Genomic DNA, 15,410 nt, shown 5'->3' on the forward strand with positions numbered 1-15,410 from the left:
TTCAGGAAGCGGCGGCGGCCGGTCTCGCTGAAGCAGGACGGGGCGGTCGCGGCGATTCGGGTTCCGCGGTGACGCCCGAGCCGTAGGTGCGGGGGCCGGCGGCTTCGGTGGAGGGGGTTGGTGTCCACCGGGGCCGCCGGTCGGTCGTGGGCCAGGACGGCGGGGAGTGGTGGGTGGGATCATGGTGCCGTCCTGGGTGTGCGGAGTGAGGCGGGGGTCGGGTGGTGGGGGAGCGGCGGCGGGTCGGGGTGGTCCTGGCCGAGGCGGAGGGGTTGCGGGCGGCGGCCGGGGCGGTGGTGGCGGACCACCGGGGGGCCGTGGAGCAGGTGCGGGTGGCGTACGTCGGGGTGCGGGACCGGCTGGTGCGGGAGGAGTTGGGGGCCATCCCGGTGGCGCGGCTCCGGGACGTGACGGAGGGGCGGCTGCGGGTCGGGGCGCTGGAGGCGGCCGGGCTGGGGACGGTGCGGCAGGTGGTGGAGGCCTCCGGCTACACGCTGCGGCTGATCCCGGGGGTCGGGGCGCAGACGGCGGCGCAGGCGCTGGCCGCGGCCGGGCAGATCGCCCGGGCGGTCGAGCAGACGGTGGCGGTGCGGCTGGACGTCGAGCGGCAGGACGCGATGAGCTCCGCGCTGGTCGTGGCGCTCCAGCGGCTGGTGGCCGCGGGGCCGGAGGCGCGGCGGGCCCGGGAGACCGCGGAGCGGGTCCTGGCCGAGGTCGAGCCGCTGGTGGCGGCCGCGGGGCCGGCCCGGGGGGTGCTGCGCGGGCTGTTCGCCGGGCGGGAGCGGCGGGCGCGGGCGCAGGCGGCGGTCGAGTCCCTGGCGGAGGCGCTGGTCGGGTTCGCGGCGCGGGAGGTCCCGGTGCTGTTCGCCCAGGCCTCGGTCGACCTGCTGCGTCCGCCGCTCGACCCGGTCGAGGCGTGGACGGACTTCGAGCTCCGCTCGGCCGACTACTACGGCGTGCTCGGCGGGATCGTCGAGGAGGCCGGGGTCGAACTCGCCGCCGCCGAGGGGTTCCTGCCGGAGGACCTGTCGGACCGGGTGCGGGCCGAGCCGCTGGACGACGCCCACTGCCGGGTCTCGCTGCGCGGCTACCAGGCGTTCGGGGCGCGGTTCGCGCTCGCCCAGCGGCGGGTGATCATCGGGGACGAGATGGGCCTCGGCAAGACGGTGCAGGCGATCGCCGTGCTGGCGCACCTGCGGGCCCGGGGGAGCACCCACTTCCTGGTGGTCTGCCCGGCCAGCGTCCTGATCAACTGGATCCGGGAGGTCGAGTCGCGCAGCACCCTGCGGGCGTTCCGGGTGCACGGCCCGGAGCGGGAGGCGGCGCTCGCCGAGTGGCTCCGGGACGGCGGGGTCGCGGTGGTGACCTTCGACGGGCTGCGCCGCCTGGAGGCGTCGGAGGTGGCGGAGTCGGCCGCGGTCGGGATGGTCGTGGTGGACGAGGCGCACTTCGTCAAGAACCGTGCCGCGCAGCGCTCCCGGGCGGTGGCGGCCTGGGCGGAGCGCGTGGAGCGGGTGCTGTTCCTCACCGGGACGCCGATGGAGAACCGGGTGGAGGAGTTCCGCACCCTGGTGGAGTACCTCCAGCCCGCGCTGGTGCCGCTGGTCCGGCAGGGTTCGGCGGCCGCCGGGCCGGCGGCCTTCCGCAAGGCCGTCGCCCCGGCCTACCTGCGCCGCAACCAGCAGGACGTGCTCACCGAGCTGCCCGAGGTGGTGCACGTGGACGAGTGGGAGGAGTTCTCGCCCGCCGACCTCGCCGCCTACCGGTCGGCCGTCGCGGCGGGCAACTTCCCGGCGATGCGCCGCGCCGGTTACGCGGACCCGGTGGAGTCGGCCAAGCTGAAGCGGCTGCTGGAGATCGTCCGGGAGGCGGCGGACGGCGGGCTGAAGGTGGTGGTCTTCTCGTTCTTCCGGGACGTCCTGGCGGCCGTCCAAACCGCCCTGGACCAGCGGGCGTTCGGGCCGATCGACGGCTCGCTGGAGTCGGCGCGGCGGCAGGACGTGGTGGACGGCTTCAGCGCCGCGCCCGGGCACGCGGTGCTGCTCTGCCAGATCCAGGCCGGGGGCGTGGGGCTGAACATCCAGGCGGCCTCGGTGGTGATCCTGTGCGAGCCGCAGGTCAAACCGACCCTGGAGGAGCAGGCGGTGGCCCGCTCGCGCCGGATGGGGCAGGTCCGCCGGGTACGGGTGCACCGGCTGCTCGCCGCGGACAGCGTCGACCAGCGGGTGCTGGACCTGCTGCGGGCGAAGGGCCGGCTGTTCGACGAGTACGCGCGGCGCAGTGAGGTGGCGGAGTCGACGCCGGAGGCGGTGGACGTGTCGGAGCAGTCGCTGGCGGCGCTGATCGTCGAGGAGGAGCAGTTGCGGCTGGCGGCCGCCGAGGGCTGAACACGTCAATCGGTGAGCGTGCGCAGGTAGGTGAGGACGGCACGGACCCGGCGGTGGCCGGTGTCGGGGGTGGGCATGCCGAGCTTGCCGAAGATGCTGCCGATGTGCTTGTTCACCGAGCTCTCGGCGAGGAAGAGGAGCCGGGCGATGGTCGGGTTGTTGTGGCCCTCGGCCATCAGGGCGAGCACCTCGCGCTCGCGCGGGGTGAGGGCGGCCAGCGGGTCGGGGCCGGTGCGGTGGGCCATCAGCTGGGAGATGACCTCCGGGTCCATCGCGGTGCCGCCCTCGGCGACCCGCCGCAGCGCCTGGAGGAACTCCTCGGCGCGGCCGACCCGGTCCTTGAGGAGGTAGCCGACGCCGGTGGCGCTGTCGGCGAGCAGCTCGGCGGCGTAGGCGCGTTCGACGTACTGGGAGAGGATCAGGACGGGCAGCGCGGGCAGTCGGCGGCGGGCCTCGACGGCGGCGCGCAGGCCCTCGTCCCGGAAGTCCGGGGGCAGCCGGACGTCGACCACGGCGACGTCGGGGCGGTGGTCGAGCAGGGCGGGCAGCAGGTCGTCGCCGTGCTCGACGGTCGCGCACACCTCGTGTCCCTCGCTGTGCAGCAGCAGGACCAGGCCCTCGCGGAGCAGGGCGTTGTCCTCGGCGATCAGGATCCGCACGGGATCTCCACTTCCAGGATGGTCGGGCCCCCGGGCGGGCTGGACAGGCGGGTGGTGCCGTCGAACGCGGCGGCCCGGCGGCGCAGGCCGGGCAGCCCGCTTCCGGCGCCCTCGACGGCGCCGCCCCGGCCGTCGTCCTCGACCCGGACGGCGATGGCGGCGGCGGTGATCCGCAGCCGGACCAGGGCGCCGCGGGCGCCGCTGTGCCGGGCGACGTTGGCGAGCGCCTCGGAGACCACGAAGTAGGCGGCGGCCTCGGCGGCGGCCGGTGCGCGCGGCGGCGGGTCGGCGGACTGATCGGCGGAACGGCCTGCGGATGCCTCGGAGTTGTGCAGCTCGACCCGGGTCGGCACGGCGCAGCGGGCGGCGAGCGACCGTACGGCCTCGGCCAGGCCGCGGTCGGCGAGCAGCGGCGGGTGGATGCCGCGCACCAGGGTGCGCAGCGACTCCAGGGCCTGTTCGGCGACGAGTTGGGTGGAGTCCACCAACGCGGCTGCCTGTTCGGGGCGTTGGTCGAGCGCGCGGCGGATCATGCCGAGCCGGAGCGAGACGGCCACCAGGTTGGCCTGGGCGCCGTCGTGCAAGTCCCGTTCGATCCGGCGCAGTTCGGCGGCATGGGCGTCCAGCGCCTCGGACCGGCTGGTGGTCAGCTCCCGGACGCGGTGGGCGAGCGAGACGCGGGGCCGGGCGACCAGCAGTCGGCCGGAGGCCCGGGCGTGCAGGTCGGCGAGCGGCGGCAGTGCGACCAGGGCGACGGCGGCGTAGCCGACGCCGCCCAGCGCCGCGGCGGCGGCCATCGGCCAGGAGTCGACGGTCAGCAGGATGATCTTCCCGCGCTCGTCCGGCAACAGCTGCCACCACACCGGCGCCGTCAGCCAGTTGAAGGCGTGGCTGCACAGGGTGAGGGCGCCGGCGCACAGGGCCGTCCCGGCCGTGCCGTGGGCGAGCAGCCAGAGCAGGTCCTTGCCGACGGCCGGGTCGCGTAGGGACAGCCGGTCGCCGTACGGCGTGCGCAGCCGCTCGCCGCCGAGCCGGGCGCCGACCCGGCGTCGGTGGAAGTCGGCGGAGCGGCGCAGCAGTCGCAGGGCCGGCGGGAGGAGCGGCAGTCCCACGCCGACCAGGCAGAGGGCGAGGACGACGAGCAGCAGGCAGAGCCCGACCAGCGCGGCCAGACCGGTGCCGAGGCAGAGCAGGAGGTAGCGGGCGGCGGCGGGGAAGCGGCGAGCCGCGGACCGGGCGAAGGCGCGCGGGCCCGGGCGGCCCGGGCGGACGGTCGGCCGGGCCGTGGACCCGTCAATCCTCGGCGTCCGCACGACTGTTCAGTGCCTCCGAGCTCCGAGTCGACTTTTCGATCACCCTAGCACCGGCCCCGGGACCGCCCTGGAATCGCTCCGCAGGCCGCCTCGAGGGTGAAGGCCCTTCCGCCGCCGCGCGGGGCGCCTCCACAATGGGCGGATCGATCGCGGAAGTGGGGGAACCGGGATGGAGTGGCTGCTGGGGATCGGTGGAGCCCTGCTGCTCGGCGTGGTGACCAATCTGGTGTACGACTTCGCCAAGTTCGGCGGGTCCCGGCTCGGCTCCCGGGTGCCGGTGCCGCGGGTCCGGCGGGCGAGCCTGACGGCGGCGGCCCGGGGGCACGACGTGCGGGCGGACGGGCTGGCGCCGCTGATCACCTGGTCCGCGGCCCGGCCGCTGGTGCCGGGCACGCTGGTGACGGCGCACCGCGGGCGGGTGGAGCGCCCGCACGCGCTGGACGCGGCCGGGTGGGCCGAGGAGGTGGCGCGCCAGCGGGCGGCCGGTGCGGCGGGCCGGACGGCGTACATCTCGCGGCTGACGGTCGATCACGGTGAGCACGGCGGCGCGCGGGTCTGCGAGGTGGACATCGCCGAGAGCGACTACGCGGAGTGCATGGCCACCACCCGGCTGGGCCGGGAGGATCCGGCGGCGGCCCGGCTGCTGCGCGCGGCCCTGGACGAGGGACTGACGAGCTTCGTGGCCGTCGCCCCGCCCACGATGGTCAGCGCCTGCGTCGCGGTGCGGGACCGGCTGGGCCGGCTGCTGCTGCTCCGCCGCTCGCTGGCGGTCAACACCTTCCCGGCGCAGTGGACGGTCGGGATCAACGAGACGATGAAGTACCGCGACGAGCCCGGCGCCGCCGAGGACTTCTACGGGCTGGTCCGGCGGGCGCTGGAGGAGGAGCTGGGGCTGCTGCCGGACGACGTCGGGCCGGCCGTGATCACCTGGCTGGGCTGGAGCGAGCCGGCCTCCTGCTACACGCTGGTGGCCACCGTCCGGTCCCGGCTCGACGCGGCCGGGATCGACCGCCGCCGCGAGGCCTGCCACAGCACCTTCGAGCACGACATGGCCGTCTGGGTGCCCTTCACCCGCCGTACGGTCTCCGAGCTGGTCGAGGGCGGCACCTGCCCGGACGGCTCGCGGCGCTGGTCGTACCTCGCGCCGCTGGTCGCCTGGGAGGCCTGGCGGGCGGCGCAGCAGGAGCGGGCGTAGGCCGGAACGGGCATTCCCGAGAACGCCCGTTCCCGAGAACGCCCGTTCCCGAGAACGGGCATTCCCGGGAACGGGCGTTCCGCATGCGGAACGAGCGTTCTCGGGGCGGCCGCGGTCAGCCGACGGCGGCCCGCCAGTCCGCCGGACCGCTCGCCGGGAGGTGCCCGGGCAGGCCCGGCGTCCAGCGCTTCGAGCCGTCCGGCAGGACGGCCAGGGCCTCGATGCCGGGTCGGCGGGCGGCCCAGGCGAGGGCGCGGTCCGGGCCCATGGCGAACGCGGCGGTGGCCCAGGCGTCGGTGCGGGCGATGCCGGTGCCCGGGGCGCCGACCAGGGTGAGCGAGGCCAGGCCCCGGGTCGGGCGGCCGGTGTGCGGGTCGAGGATGTGCGCGCCGCGCTCGGCGGTGCCGGAGGTGGCCACGGCGAGGTCGTCACCGGCGAGGACGGCGGCCAGCAGTCCCGGCTGCCGGGGGTCGGCGATGCCGATCCGCCACGGGCCGCCGGCGGTCTGCACGTCCCCGCCGCCGCTGACGCAGTACTGCCGGGCGCCGGAGGAGCGCAGCAGGCCGGCCGCCTGCTCGACCGCCCACCCCTTGACCCAGCCGCTCGGGTCCAGCCGCCCGCCCGGCCGCTCGCTGAAGTGGCCGTCCGTCTCGGCGGCCACGTCGCGGCAGGCCGCCAGCACGGCGCGGACCTCCGGATCGCAGTCGTCCAGGGCGAGTTCGCCCCGGTCGAGGCGGCTGATGTCGCTGTCCGGCCGGTAGGTGGAGAACACCGCGTCGATCCGGTGCAGCCGTTCGGCGATCCGCTCCAGCGCGGCGGCGGTGCCGGGGCCGGGGTCGCGGACGGCGATCGAGAAGACGGTGCCCATCACGGGCTCGGCGTGGCGCAGCACGGGGCGCCTCAGCCCTTGGCCCGGTCGAGGGCGCTCTGCAGGGAGCGGACGTAGCCGTCGCTGGTGTACGTCGCGCCGCTGACCACGTCGATGGCGGCGCTCTGCGCGGATATCGCCTCCTGGTTGAGCACGGGCAGCGCGGAGCTGTTGATCTCGCGGTCGCGCCGCTCGGAGTTCGGGTACTTGACCACGTCGACGGCGGTGATCCGGCTGCCGGCCAGGGTGACCTGCACCTGGACCGGCCCGTACCGGGTGTTGACGGTGTCGCCGCTGACCTTCCGGGTGGCGCCCGTGCCCGCGGCGGAGGCGGAAGAGGAGGGTGCTGGGGCCTCTGACGGCTGCGAAACGTCGGAACCGGTGCCGGAACCGGAACCGGTACCCGCCCCCGAGCCGATCACCGGGGCGGGCCCGGCCGCCTCGTGCGGCTTGAGGGACAGCAGCAGCACCACCCCGGCCGCGGTGGCGGCGCTGGTGACGACGGCTCGGCGCATGGAAATCAACGCTCCTCAGGTGCTTGGCGAGCCGAACGGGCTCAGCGGGCGGACGGAGTCGGCGAACGAACGGGCTCAGCGGGCGGAAGGACTCGGCGGGCGAACGGGCTCAGCGGGCGGAAGGACTCGGCGGGCGGAAGGACTCAGTGAGCGGACGGGCTCAGAACGAAAAGCTCTCGTGGTGGATGCGCCCCCGCCGCACCCCCGCGGCCCGCAGCGCGCGCACGGCCTCCTCGGCCATCGCCTCCGGGCCGCACAGGTAGACCTCGTGCTCGGCGAGGTCCGGGACCAGCCGGGCCAGCGCGGCCCCGAGGTCGCCGACCTGCTCGCGCGAGCCGAGCAGCTCGTGCACCGCCGCACCGCGCCGCCGGGCGACATCCGCCAGTTCCGCCCGGAACAGCACGTCCTGCGGCCGCCGGGCCCGCTGGACCAGGGTCAGCTCGCCCGGCAGCGTCTCGAACAGGGCGCGCAGCGGGGTGATCCCCACCCCGGCGCCGAGCAGCAGCACCCGGCGCCGCCGCAGCCGCCGCCCGGTGAACGCCCCGTACGGGCCCTCGGCGCGCACCCTGGTCCCCGGGCGCAGGGCGGCCACGGCGGCACTGTGCCCGCCGAGGTCCTTGACCGTGAAGCGCAGGAAGCTCGGGTGGGGCGGCGCGGACAGCGAGTACGGGTTGGCGGCCCAGCGCAGCCCGGGGGCCTGGAACTGGAGCCGGAAGAACTGGCCCGGCTCGGCGCGGAGTCCGTCCAGCCGCCGCCCGGTCAGGAAGAGCGACACCACGCCGGGGCCCTCCGGCCGTACCTCGGCGACGGTCAGGCCGTGCCGCCGGTCGAGCAGCCACGGCCGCAGCAGCCGGAACCAGCCGAGCAGCGCCGCCGTCCCGAAGTAGAGCGCGTACCAGGCGGCCCGGCCGGGGCCGCCGCCCAGGTCGGCGCCGGTGGCGAGCTGGTGGGAGAAGGCCAGCGCCACCGCGAGGTAGGTCGCCAGGTGCAGGTAGTACCAGGTCTCGTACGGGAGGCGGCGTCGCGCGATCCGGGCGGAGACGGCGCCGGTGCCGAGCAGCAGCAGGGTGCCCAGGGCGGCCTTGACCATCTCGGGGTAGTGGAAGACGATCTCCACGCCCTCGCCGACCATCCCGCGCCCGTCGGTCAGCGCGTTGCCCCAGACGACCGTCAGCACGTGCACCGAGACCAGGGCCACCATCCACCGCCCGCCGAAGGCGTGCCAGCGTGCCAGCCGGTCCGCCCCGACCCCGCGCTCCACCGGCGGCAGCCGGGCCATCAGCAGGAGCAGCACCGGCGCGGCGTAGCCGGCCAGCAGTCCGGTGATCCGGCCGGCGCCGGTCAGCCAGCCGGCCGCGCCGACCACCGCCGGGGTGCCCGTCCACCACAGCGCGAGCACGCCGAGCGCGCCCACGGCGACCAGGCCGAGCGCCACGCGCGGGTCGAGGGCGAACGGCGGTCGCGGCGCCGCCCGGTGCCTCGGGCGGTCGGGTGCCGGCCGGGGCCCGGGCCGCGACGTCGGTGCGGCGGCAGTGCTCATCGGGAACCTCCTCAGCGCCCGGCGGCGAGGGCCGCCGGGCCGCCCACGATCGCAGCGCAAGCTCTGAGCCGGCTCTGAGTCGGCCGGCTTGCGGGACCCGCTGTGAAGGCGTTCATGCAGGTCAATGGCAGTGTGATGGCCTACGAACCACTTTCCGGGGTCTCAGCGCTTTCTCATCGGGGCGGGTCAGGATGAGCACCGCGCAGCACGAGCCCGAGGGAGCCCCCCATGGACGAGACCGCCGGCCGCCCGGACTGGCGGGTCCTGGTCGTCGACGACGAACCGGACCTGGTCGAGGTGGTGTGCGGGGCCGTCCGCTACGAGGGCTGGCAGGCGCGCGGCGCGACCACCGGCCTGGCCGCCGTCGAGGCCGCCGCGGCCTGGCGGCCGCACGCCGTGGTGCTGGACGTGATGCTGCCCGACCTCGACGGCCTGGAGGTGCTGCGCCGCATCCACGCCGGGCAGCCCGAGGCGCGGGTGCTCTTCCTCACCGCCCGGGACGCCGTCGAGGAGCGGATCGCCGGCATCGCGGCCGGCGGCGACGACTACGTGACCAAGCCGTTCAGTCTGGCCGAGGTGGTGGTCCGACTGCGCGGCCTGCTGCGCCGGGCCGCCCCGCCCGCCGTGCCTGGGCAGCCGCCCCCGCACGCCCTGGTGCTCGGCGACCTGGTGCTGGACGACCGGGCCCGCGAGGTCACCCGGGGCGGGGAGGCGGTCGAGCTCAGCCCCACGGAGTACGCGCTGCTCGCCCACCTGATGCGCCACCCCCGGCAGGTGCTCAGCAAGGCGCAGATCCTGGACGCCGTCTGGTCGTACGACTTCGGCGGGCAGGCGCACATCGTGGAGCTGTACATCAGCTACCTGCGCAAGAAGGTGGACGCCGGGCGCAGTCCGATGATCCACACGGTGCGCGGCGCGGGCTACCTGATCAAGGCCGCGACGTGAGCGGCGCGCAGGCCCGCGACGCGAAGCGCCAAAAGTCCCGCGACCCGAAGCGCCTGGGGTCCCGCGTCGCCCGGCTGGTGCCCCGCACCCTGCGGGCCCGGCTGATCGCCGGACTGCTGGTGCTGCTCGTCGTCACCTGCGCCGCCGTCGGCCTCGCCACCACCGCCGCGCTGCGCCACTTCCTGGTCGACCGGCTGGACCAGCAGCTCACCGAGTCCGGCGGACGCTACGCCGCGAGCCTGGAGCACACCGCCCAGGGCGCCGGCCCCGACACCCGGGCCCAGACCCCCGGCACCCTCGGCGTACGGCTGCTCGGCGGCCGGGTCACCGCCGCGGGCGTGGTCGACGGGGACGCCGACGACGTGGACAGCCCCGGCGACGAGGACGACCGGGTCGCCTTCACCCCCGACCAGCAGCACGCGCTGGCCGCCCTGCCCGTCGACGGCCCGGCCCGCACCCTCGACCTCGGCCGGGCCCTGGGCCGCTACCGGGTCCGCGCGGTCACCGGGCGGGACGGCGACGTGCTGGTCAGCGGCCTGCCGCTGCGCCCGGCCGAGGACACCGTCGAGCGGCTGGCGACCCTGGAGCTCACCGTCTTCGCGATCTCCGTCGCCGCAGCCGGTGCTGCCGGGGCCGCCTGGGTCGGCGTCTCGCTGCGCCCGCTGCGGCGGGTGGTGGGCATGGCCGAGCGGGTCAGCGCGCTGCCGCTCGCCAGCGGTGAGGTGATGCTCGCCGAGCGCGTGCCCGACGACGACCCGCGCACCGAGGTCGGCCGGGTCGGCGCCGCGCTCAACCGGATGCTCGGGCACGTCGGCGGCGCACTCGCCCGCCGCCACGCGGTGGAGGAGCGGCTGCGCGGCTTCGCCGCCGACGCCAGCCACGAGTTGCGCACCCCGGTCGCGGCGGTCCGCGGCCACGCCGAGCTGGCGCTGCGCCACCCCGGGCCGGTGCCGCCCGAGGTGCGGCACTCGCTGGAGCGGATCGATGCCGAGGCGCTGCGGATGGGGGCGATCGTCGAGGACCTGCTGCTGCTCGCCCGGCTGGACGCCGGCCGCCCGCTGGCCGAGGAGGAGGTGGACCTGACCCGGACCGCCCTCGACGCGGTGGCCGACGCCCGTGCCGCCGGACCGGAGCACCGCTGGCGGCTCGTCCTGCCCGAGGAGCCGGTGCTGGTGCGCGGGGACGGGCACCGGCTGAGCCAGGTGGTGGCCAACCTGCTGGCCAACGCCCGGAGCCACACCCCGCCCGGCACCGAGGTCGAGCTGTGGCTCGAACGGGCGGACAGCCAGGTCGAGTTGAGCGTCACGGACGACGGCCCGGGGATCGCGCCGGAGCTGGCAGACCAGGTCTTCGAGCGCTTCGTCCGGGGCGACCGGGCCCGCTCCCGTGCCACCGGCTCGACCGGGCTCGGCCTGGCGATCGTCCGGGCCGTGGTCGGGGCGCACGGCGGCACGGTGACGGTGGCGAGCCGGCCCGGCCGTACGGAGTTCACCGTCCGGCTGCCGTGACGGTCGCCCTGGCAGTGGTGGGGATCGCGGTGGGTGCGGCAGCCGTCCGGAAGCGCTGCCGGTAGTCGGTCGGCGTCGTCCCGAGGCGGCGGCGGAAGGCGCGCACCAGGGTGTCGACGGTGCCGAACCCGCAGGCGGTGGCGATGCGTTCGAGCGTCGCGTCGGTGGACTCCAGCCGGTGGCGGGCCAGTTCGACCCGGGCCGATTCGACGTAGGCGCTCGGGGTGGTGCCCAGTTCCGTCTTGAAGATCCGGGTCAACTGCCGTTCGCTGACGTGGGCGTGGGCCGCGAGGTCCGGGACGGTGAGCCGTCCGGAGAGGTTGCGCAGGATGTGGTGGCGCAGCTCCTCGATCCGCCGGGTGGTCGACACGGGCTCCAGTGGGACGCTGAACTGGCTCTGGCCGCTGGGGCGTTTGAGGTACATGACGAGCTGGCGGGCGACCCTCAGGGCCAGCTCCTCACCGAAGTCCTCGGCGACCAGGGCGAGCGACAGGTCCAGGCAGGCGCTGATGCCCGCGCCCGTCCAGACCTCGCCCTCGCGGATGAAGATCGGGTCCGGGTCGACCTCGATCTCCGGGTGCTCCTCGGCGAGTTGGCCGGCCGTGGACCAGTGGGTGGTGGCGCGCCGCCCGTCCAGCAGCCCGGCGGCGGCGAGCAGGTGCGCGCCGACGCAGACGCTCGCCACCCGGCGCGATCGGGCGGCCAGCGTACGGACCCGGTCGACCACCGCCGGGTCGGTGAGCGCGCGGACCCGGCGGCGTTCGTCCACCTCGACCGAGCCGGGCACCAGCAGGGTGTCGATCCGGCTCCGGGCGGCCTCGTCGAAGGTGAGGTCGGGCAGGATGCGCACGCCCGCCGAGGTGGTGACCGGCGCCGCCGTCTCGGCGGCGAGGACGACCCGGTAGCCGGTCGCGTCGTCGGTCTCCCGGCGGACCAGGGAGAACACCTCGGGCGGGCCGGTCACGTCGAGCAGGTCGACGCCCTCGAACAGCACGATGACGATCAGCCGTTGCGCAGCCGGTGCGGCCACTGTCTGCCCCCTCGTTCCCCGGGGCGCTCTTCCCCGTCGATGTCGGAATCTGCATGTTAGGCGACATTGCCGACACTCGAGCGCCGCCCGTAGCGTTTTCGAAGCCGGCCGCACCAGGTGTGACCTGCGAGATCCCCGACTCCCGACCGTGAAGGCGGCACCCCATGCCCACGACGACCCTGCGCACCCTCAACGGCCTCGACGAGCAGCCCGCCGCGCTCGGCGACTCGACCCTGATCATGATCGACTACCAGAACACCTACGTGCGCGGCGTGATGGAACTGGAGGGCTGGCAGGAGGCGCTCGACGCCGGTGCCGACCTGCTCGCCCGGGCCCGGGACGCCGGCGCCCCCGTGATCCACGTGATCAACGACGGCGGCGAGGGCACCCCGTACGACATCCGGGCCGAGATCGGGCGGATCCACCCGAGCGTGGCCCCGGCCGAGGGCGAGCGGGTGGTGGTCAAGCAGGCCCCGGACGCCTTCGTCGGCACCGAGCTGGGCGAACTGCTCGACGCCGCCGGCCGCCGGGACGTCGTCGTCGCCGGGTTCATGACCCACATGTGCGTGGCCTTCACGACGGCCGGCGCCTTCCTGCGCGGCAACCGCCCGACCGTCGTGGCCGCCGCCTGCGCCACCCGCCCGCTGGACTCGGCGGGCACCGGGCTGACGGCCGCCCAGGTCCACCGCGCGGCGCTGGCGACGATCGGCGACCTGTACGGCGTGGTGGTGGAGTCCCCGGCCGACCTCGGCTGAGGCCGGACCAGGCCAGGCCAGGCCAGGCCGGACCGGACCGTGCGCGGAGCCGGGGCCGAGGGCCGTGGGTCCGCTGGGATCGCCACCGATCCGCCGCCGCCTCGTTGACCAGACGGTGCACGGCGAACAGCGGTGCACGGCGAACAGCGGCGCACGGTGCGCGGTGGCGGAGAGGGGCGGGGAACGGGCATGGCGGCGAACGGGGCGGCAGCGGTGGGCGGTCCGCCGGAGCTGGCGGAGTCGTACCGGCTCTGCGAGCGGGAGGTGGCCGCCCACCAGGCCCCGCTGCGGGCGATCAGCGACACGCTGCCGCCCGAGGTGCGGCCGTACTTCCACGCCGTCAACGGCTTCGCCTCCCGGTCCGACCGGATCGCCGACGACGCCGCTGCCGACTCCGACTCCGACTCCCACGGTGACGAGGACACCCAGGGCGCCGCCGACCCCGCCGAGCGCGAGCGCCGGTTCGCCCGCTGGCGGGCCGACACCCTGGCCGACCTCGCGGCCGGCCGCAGCGACCACCCGCTGCGCCGGGCCTTCGTCGACACCGTGCGGCGCTGGGAGCTGGACCGGGCGCTGGTCGAGGAGTTCCTGGACGCCACCCGGGCCGACGGCGCCCGCCCGCCCGCCTTCGAGACCCACGCGGACCAGCGCCGCCACCTGCGGGGCGTCGCGGGGACGGTCACCGAGCTGTGGGCCCCGCTGCTGGGCGCGCGGGGCCCGCGGGCGGCGGGCGCGATGTCCGCGCTGGGGGAGGCCTGCCAGCTGGCGGACATCCTGGAGGACCTCCCGCTCGACCTCGCGGCCGGCCGCTGCTACCTGCCGCGGGACGACCTGCGCCGACTCGGCCTGACCGTCGCCGACTTCGGCCGGGACAAGAGTCAGGACGACCGCCGACCCGACCGCCGACCCGACCGCCGCGCCGCCCTGGACGAGCTGGTCGAGAGCCAGCAGAGGCACCTGCACCGCCTGCTGGAGCAGGCCCTGCCCGCCACCTGGCTCGCCGCCCCCGGCTGCCGCCCGTTCCTGCACACCCTGCTGCTCGGCGCCCAGCTCCAGTACGACGAAGTGACCCTGTTGCGCTCACGTGTCCTGACCGAGGGCCTCACCCCGCTGAGCTCCGACGGCACCACGCCCCACCGCCGCGCCCGGCCCACGCCTCCCGAGGGCGCGCCCGCCCACGTCGCCGTGATCATGGACGGTAACCGCCGCTGGGCCGAGGCCCGTCGGCTGCCCGCGCAGCACGGCCACCGGGCCGGGCAGCGGGCCGCGCTGCGCCTGGTCAACGCGGCGCTGCGGCTGGGCATCCGCCACCTGAGCCTGTACGCCTTCTCCACCGAGAACTGGGACCGCCCGCCCGAGGAACTGACCGCGCTGTTCGACTCGCTGGCCGACGGCCTCACCCGCAGCGCGGAGGGCCTGCACGCGCTTGGCGTGCGGATCCGCTGGTGCGGCCGGCGGGACCGGGTGGAGGAGTCGCTCGCCTCCTCGATCGCGCTGGTGGAGAGCCTGACGTCGAACAACGGCACGCTGACCCTGACGGTCTGCGTGGACTACGGCGGACGGGAGGAACTGGCCGCCGCGGCACGGAGCCTGGCCGCCGAGGCGGTGGCGGGCCGGATCAGCCCGGAGGTGATCGGCCCGGCCGACCTCGCCCGGCACCTGTACGCCCCCGACCTCCCGGACGTGGACCTGCTGATCCGCACCTCCGGGGAGCAGCGGATCAGCAACTTCCTGCCCTGGCAGCTCGCCTACGCCGAGCTGCTGTTCGACCCCACGCCGTGGCCGGACTACGACCTGGCCCGGCTGCGCGGGGCGGTCCGGGCGTACGCGGTGCGCGAGCGGCGCTTCGGCGGCGGCGTGCCCGCCCAGTCCCGGACGCCCCGCAACGACCGGCCCGCTACGGCTTCTGCTCCTGGGCGGCCGGAGGAGGGGTGTACGTCCCCTGGGCCGTGACGTAGGCGAGCACCGTGTCCACGGTGACCGGGTGCGCGCCGAAGTTGGCGGTGTACGCGTCCACCGCCTCCTGGGTGGGGCGCAGCGGCACCCCGCTGAGCCGGACCTTCATCGGCTTCCCGGCCGGCACCGGATCGGCCGTCAGCTTGCCCTCGGTGAGGCCGCAGCGGAAGGCCGAGCGGTGCCCCATCTCCGCCCCGCTCACCTCGCACCGGCCCGAGCCCAGGCCGTCCTTGATCGCGCCGGACAGGTTGACCACCCGGTAGTCGCCCTTGGAGGTGCGGACGGAGACCCCGCCGTCCAGCGCCCCGTCGCCGTGCGCCTTCGGCGGGTTGGCGAGGGACGGGTCGCCCACGGCGGAGCGGATCGGCAGGTGGACCGCCGGGCCCCGTTGGTCCAGCACCATGCGCGCCGGGGCGACGACGTCCACCATCGCGTGGAAGCGGTCCAGCTGGGCCTGTGCCTCCGGGGTCCAGCGCACCTCCACCCAGCCGTCGGAGAGCGTGCCCAGACTCCCGGTGCGGTCGGTGCCGCCGTCAACGGCACCGGCCGCCGTCCCGGTGAGCCACCCCAGTAGCGGGGCGCCCAGCGCCGCGCCCAGCAGCGAACGCCGCGTCGTGCCCATCGTCCCGAACCGTCCTTCCCTGGCCGCCCGGTACGGCCCCGGAAGCGATCATCCGTCCACCGACCGTCTCCGGGGCCGAGGCGGGGGACGAAACCACTCGTGCGGGGGGAGCGGGGA

At 75.9% G+C, this 15,410-nt stretch carries 13 protein-coding genes; 6 read left to right on the plus strand and 7 right to left on the minus strand.

Translation table 11 applies throughout. From position 1 onward, the window contains the following. The first annotated feature begins 221 nt into the window (after positions 1-221). On the plus strand, positions 222-2,387 hold the full coding sequence (locus ACWDCZ_RS21330; RefSeq protein WP_449816655.1) for a DEAD/DEAH box helicase: 2,166 nt from the start codon (positions 222-224) through the stop codon (positions 2,385-2,387). Positions 2,388-2,392: 5 nt separating this feature from the next. Here ACWDCZ_RS21330 and ACWDCZ_RS21335 read toward each other — a convergent pair whose 3' ends face one another. Both ACWDCZ_RS21335 and ACWDCZ_RS21340 read right to left on the minus strand, forming a co-directional pair. Next, positions 2,393-3,046, minus strand: coding sequence for a response regulator transcription factor (locus tag ACWDCZ_RS21335; RefSeq protein WP_117492863.1), 654 nt, complete (start codon positions 3,044-3,046; stop codon positions 2,393-2,395). Continuing rightward, complete coding sequence (locus tag ACWDCZ_RS21340; protein WP_449816656.1) at positions 3,034-4,359, minus strand: sensor domain-containing protein; 1,326 nt, start codon at positions 4,357-4,359, stop codon at positions 3,034-3,036. Before ACWDCZ_RS21340 ends, ACWDCZ_RS21335 begins: the two co-directional genes overlap by 13 nt. 169 nt (positions 4,360-4,528) lie before the next feature. Between ACWDCZ_RS21340 and ACWDCZ_RS21345 the strand changes: the two genes are divergently transcribed. Then, positions 4,529-5,554, plus strand: coding sequence for a hypothetical protein (locus tag ACWDCZ_RS21345; RefSeq protein ID WP_449816657.1), 1,026 nt, complete (start codon positions 4,529-4,531; stop codon positions 5,552-5,554). 115 nt (positions 5,555-5,669) lie between these two features. Here the strand turns inward: ACWDCZ_RS21345 and ACWDCZ_RS21350 are convergent, their stop codons facing one another. The 3 genes from ACWDCZ_RS21350 to ACWDCZ_RS21360 form a co-directional block, all read right to left on the minus strand. Further along, a complete protein-coding gene (locus ACWDCZ_RS21350) occupies positions 5,670-6,422 on the minus strand; it encodes an FAD:protein FMN transferase (RefSeq protein WP_449816674.1) in 753 nt (250 codons plus the stop codon). A 32-nt stretch (positions 6,423-6,454) separates the two neighbouring features. Continuing rightward, positions 6,455-6,937: an FMN-binding protein gene (locus tag ACWDCZ_RS21355; RefSeq protein WP_449816658.1), complete on the minus strand. Its 483-nt coding sequence runs from the start codon at positions 6,935-6,937 to the stop codon at positions 6,455-6,457. Between the two features lie 160 nt (positions 6,938-7,097). Next, positions 7,098-8,477, minus strand: a complete 1,380-nt coding sequence (locus ACWDCZ_RS21360) for a ferredoxin reductase family protein (protein ID WP_449816659.1) — start codon at positions 8,475-8,477, stop codon at positions 7,098-7,100. 228 nt (positions 8,478-8,705) lie between these two features. Between ACWDCZ_RS21360 and ACWDCZ_RS21365 the strand changes: the two genes are divergently transcribed. Beyond that, complete coding sequence (locus tag ACWDCZ_RS21365) at positions 8,706-9,422, plus strand: response regulator transcription factor (protein WP_380741528.1); 717 nt, start codon at positions 8,706-8,708, stop codon at positions 9,420-9,422. A gap of 53 nt (positions 9,423-9,475) precedes the next feature. After that, a complete protein-coding gene (locus ACWDCZ_RS21370; RefSeq protein WP_449816675.1) occupies positions 9,476-10,930 on the plus strand; it encodes a sensor histidine kinase in 1,455 nt (484 codons plus the stop codon). Here ACWDCZ_RS21370 and ACWDCZ_RS21375 read toward each other — a convergent pair. Continuing rightward, on the minus strand, positions 10,911-11,960 hold the full coding sequence (locus ACWDCZ_RS21375) for a GlxA family transcriptional regulator (RefSeq protein ID WP_449816660.1): 1,050 nt from the start codon (positions 11,958-11,960) through the stop codon (positions 10,911-10,913). The genes ACWDCZ_RS21370 and ACWDCZ_RS21375 overlap by 20 nt on opposite strands. Positions 11,961-12,124: 164 nt before the next feature. Here ACWDCZ_RS21375 and ACWDCZ_RS21380 point away from each other — a divergent pair, with 164 nt between their 5' ends. Beyond that, positions 12,125-12,715 (plus strand): cysteine hydrolase family protein, encoded by a 591-nt coding sequence (locus ACWDCZ_RS21380; protein WP_449816661.1) that lies wholly within the window; start codon positions 12,125-12,127, stop codon positions 12,713-12,715. Between the two features lie 189 nt (positions 12,716-12,904). Further along, the gene (uppS, locus tag ACWDCZ_RS21385) at positions 12,905-14,668 is read left to right on the plus strand and encodes a polyprenyl diphosphate synthase (RefSeq protein WP_449816662.1); all 1,764 of its coding nucleotides are present in this window, start codon (positions 12,905-12,907) and stop codon (positions 14,666-14,668) included. Here the strand turns inward: uppS and ACWDCZ_RS21390 are convergent. After that, complete coding sequence (locus tag ACWDCZ_RS21390; RefSeq protein WP_181970893.1) at positions 14,613-15,293, minus strand: hypothetical protein; 681 nt, start codon at positions 15,291-15,293, stop codon at positions 14,613-14,615. The genes uppS and ACWDCZ_RS21390 overlap by 56 nt on opposite strands. Between the last annotated feature and the right edge of the window lie 117 nt (positions 15,294-15,410).

The sequence above is a fragment of the Kitasatospora sp. NPDC001225 genome (assembly GCF_053597855.1).

Excerpts from the sequence above, each read along its gene's own strand:
- uppS (WP_449816662.1), top strand. The coding sequence starts at position 12,905 with ATGGCGGCGAACGGGGCGGCAGCGGTGGGCGGTCCGCCGGAGCTGGCG.
- ACWDCZ_RS21390 (WP_181970893.1), bottom strand. The coding sequence starts at position 15,293 with ATGGGCACGACGCGGCGTTCGCTGCTGGGCGCGGCGCTGGGCGCCCCG.
- ACWDCZ_RS21345 (WP_449816657.1), top strand. The coding sequence starts at position 4,529 with ATGGAGTGGCTGCTGGGGATCGGTGGAGCCCTGCTGCTCGGCGTGGTG.
- ACWDCZ_RS21350 (WP_449816674.1), bottom strand. The coding sequence starts at position 6,422 with ATGGGCACCGTCTTCTCGATCGCCGTCCGCGACCCCGGCCCCGGCACC.
- ACWDCZ_RS21380 (WP_449816661.1), top strand. The coding sequence starts at position 12,125 with ATGCCCACGACGACCCTGCGCACCCTCAACGGCCTCGACGAGCAGCCC.
- ACWDCZ_RS21365 (WP_380741528.1), top strand. The coding sequence starts at position 8,706 with ATGGACGAGACCGCCGGCCGCCCGGACTGGCGGGTCCTGGTCGTCGAC.
- ACWDCZ_RS21355 (WP_449816658.1), bottom strand. The coding sequence starts at position 6,937 with ATGCGCCGAGCCGTCGTCACCAGCGCCGCCACCGCGGCCGGGGTGGTG.
- ACWDCZ_RS21360 (WP_449816659.1), bottom strand. The coding sequence starts at position 8,477 with ATGAGCACTGCCGCCGCACCGACGTCGCGGCCCGGGCCCCGGCCGGCA.